We start from the raw sequence: 2699 nt of genomic DNA on the forward strand, positions 1-2699 counted from the left end.
TAAACCGTTCCTTCAGCATTGTTACTTCACTCCCACAGTAGTGCAAGGAAAAAATTCCTCCGTACCTACGGAATTTTGGCGTAAATTTTTATAGTACATTATTTAAACCATTTAGCTTCTTTATTATAGAATAAGTTGGGAGAGTGGATAAATGAAATTAAAAAATATAGTTACGGACAGATTAATCTTAATACCAATAACCTTACAAGTAGCAGAGGCACTTATAAATGGGGACAATAGTGAAATACTAAAGCTTGGAGTGAAGGCAAACAAGGATTGGCCGACAAATGATACTATGGATATTTTGCCTATTATAGTTGAGACTTTAAGAAATAATGCTCCAAGTGGATTTGAAACCTGGATGATTGAAAGAAAAGATAGTAAAGAAATAATTGGAGATATAGGCTTCCACGGCATACCAGATGAAAATGGTGAAGTGGAAATTGGATATGGTTTAGTAGAGAATGAAAGAAGAAAAGGTTTTGGCTTTGAAGCTGCAAGGGAAATTATGGATTTTGCTATTGCACATAAAGCTGTTAAAGTAATAAAGGCGGATTGTTTAATTAATAATCTTCCATCTGCTAGAATTTTAGAGAAGCTTGAAATGAAAGAAGTAAATAGGGATGATGAACTAATTTATTGGAAATATAACAAGGATAGATATGCAGAAATCGAGAGCATAATGAATACAGTAAGTGAATATAAATAGAATTCTATGGAATATTGAGATTTAGATTATATTAGTGATGCTAAGGTTTTTATTAATACAAAAGATAATATATTTTTACATAAAAAAATAAGTGATGAACAATCATCTTACTGGCTTTCAAGATCAAAGAATAACATGCAAATTTATTGGGCGGCTCAATCTGAGGATAAATTTTTTGATGGTTTAAATAAATTAATTTACAATTGCATCAAAATATAAAATTTTAGTAAAAGGTTATTTATATTAGTGAAAAAATGTTCTATTAGTAATAAAATAAGACTATATATAAGCATGACAGATAAGGAGAGATTAATGATGACGATTTGGGATTTTTTGGACAAAGTTAAAAGTTATGCAGAAGAAAATGACATGATAAATGCAGTTGTATTAGTTGGTTCATACGCAAGAGGAGAAGAAAAGGAAGATTCCGATGTCGATTTAACTATAATTAGCACCACGCCTAAATTGTTAATTGCAGATAATCAGTTTATAGATAGTTTTGGTAAAGTTATGAAGACTCAAAGAGAGAACTATGGAAGAGTAACTTCTATAAGAGTATGGTATGAAAATAATATGGAAGTTGAGTTTGGAATAACCTCACCTTTGTGGATATCCAAGCCATTAGATGAAGGGACGTTTAAGATCTTAAAGGATGGATATAAAGTTATTCTGGACAAGAAGAACTATTTTACACACATGAATTTAAATTGAAAAAAGTTGCGAAATAACAGTATTTTTAAGCATTAAATACTGTTATTTTGTTTAGACTGAAATTAATAAATAAAGATCATGTGTCAAATTAAATAATGCTATTTTTAATAAAAATAGTGTATAATAAGACAAACAATAAATTTGAATGAGAGTGATATAAATATGGGAAAAGTACTATGTTTTATATACGAAGGTATGACCGACTTTGAAATGACTTTTGCATGTCATTTACTGAAGCTGTTTGGAGAAAAGGAACTGTTTACTATAGCCTATGATAAGGAAAGTGTTTCTGGAACTTCTGGAATTAAGTATTTACCAGATTTTACAGTAAATGAAGTTTTAAACTTTAATGACGTTGAAGCACTAATTATTCCAGGAGGATGGAGTTCTGGTGATAGAAAAGAAATTTTTACATTAATAAAGAAACTGCATAGTGAAGAAAAACTCTTATGCGCAATATGTGCAGGACCTATTTATTTAGCAAAGGCAGGAATACTTAAAGGATATTCCTACACTACCACACTAGAACGAGAAAACTTAAAAAATCTTGGAGAAATGTATGATCCATTTCCACGTGAAACTTATGTAGATAAAGGTGTGATACGTGATAGAAATATAATTACTGCAAAAGGAAATTCATTTGTAGACTTTGGTGTTGAAATATTTGATGCAATGAATTTATTTGCGGATGATGGAGAAAAAATACAATGTGCTAAACATTATAAAGGGAATGATTGAATATGATAATTAGAATTAAGTATTTTGAAGGTGCAACCAGATTAAAAAAAATAAAAAAAGGTAACTGGATTGACGTATATGCAAATAAAAATGTGTTTGTTAAAGAGGGAGAAAGAGCAATGATTCCTCTTGGATTTGCTTTAGAACTGCCTCAAGGATGGGAGGCACATTTAGCGCCTAGAAGTTCAACGTTTAAAAACTGGGGAATAATTCAAACTAATTCTGTAGGGGTAGTTGATGATACATATATAGGTGATAATGACCAGTGGCATATGCCGGTATATTGTTTACAAGGTAAAGATAAAGAATTTTTAGATGGAATGGAACAAAAAGGTACATGGGTAAAACAAGGGGACAAAATAGGACAATTTAGAATAATGGAAGTTATGCCAGAGATAGAATTTAAAGAAGTAGAATGTTTTGGTAACCTTGATCGTGGTGGATTTGGCAGCACAGGAACAAAATAAAAATATTGCGAAGTAACAGCATTTTGGAATATTAAATAAAATTAATAAATCTAAGCAGCAAATTGTTAAAATCT

General features: G+C 30.4%; 4 protein-coding genes. All 4 read left to right on the top strand.

Features of this window, described 5'->3' with window-relative positions; translation table 11 throughout:
- The first annotated feature begins 151 nt into the window (after window positions 1-151).
- The 4 genes from LQK79_RS20680 (at window position 152) to LQK79_RS20695 (ending at window position 2625) form a co-directional block, all read left to right on the top strand.
- A complete protein-coding gene (locus tag LQK79_RS20680; RefSeq protein ID WP_053243163.1) occupies window positions 152-709 on the top strand; it encodes a GNAT family N-acetyltransferase in 558 nt (185 codons plus the stop codon).
- Between the two features lie 315 nt (window positions 710-1024).
- Window positions 1025-1420 carry a nucleotidyltransferase domain-containing protein gene (locus LQK79_RS20685; RefSeq protein WP_053243164.1) on the top strand — a complete coding sequence of 132 codons (396 nt, stop codon included), beginning with the start codon at window positions 1025-1027 and terminating at the stop codon, window positions 1418-1420.
- Window positions 1421-1582: 162 nt separating this feature from the next.
- The gene (locus LQK79_RS20690) at window positions 1583-2158 is read left to right on the top strand and encodes a DJ-1/PfpI family protein (protein WP_053243165.1); all 576 of its coding nucleotides are present in this window, start codon (window positions 1583-1585) and stop codon (window positions 2156-2158) included.
- A 2-nt stretch (window positions 2159-2160) separates the two neighbouring features.
- Complete coding sequence (locus LQK79_RS20695) at window positions 2161-2625, top strand: dUTP diphosphatase (RefSeq protein WP_053243166.1); 465 nt, start codon at window positions 2161-2163, stop codon at window positions 2623-2625.
- Window positions 2626-2699: the final 74 nt, after the last annotated feature.

The sequence above is a fragment of the Clostridium guangxiense genome (genome assembly GCF_021043395.1).
Classification (GTDB): Bacteria; Bacillota; Clostridia; order Clostridiales; family Clostridiaceae; genus Clostridium_S; species Clostridium_S guangxiense.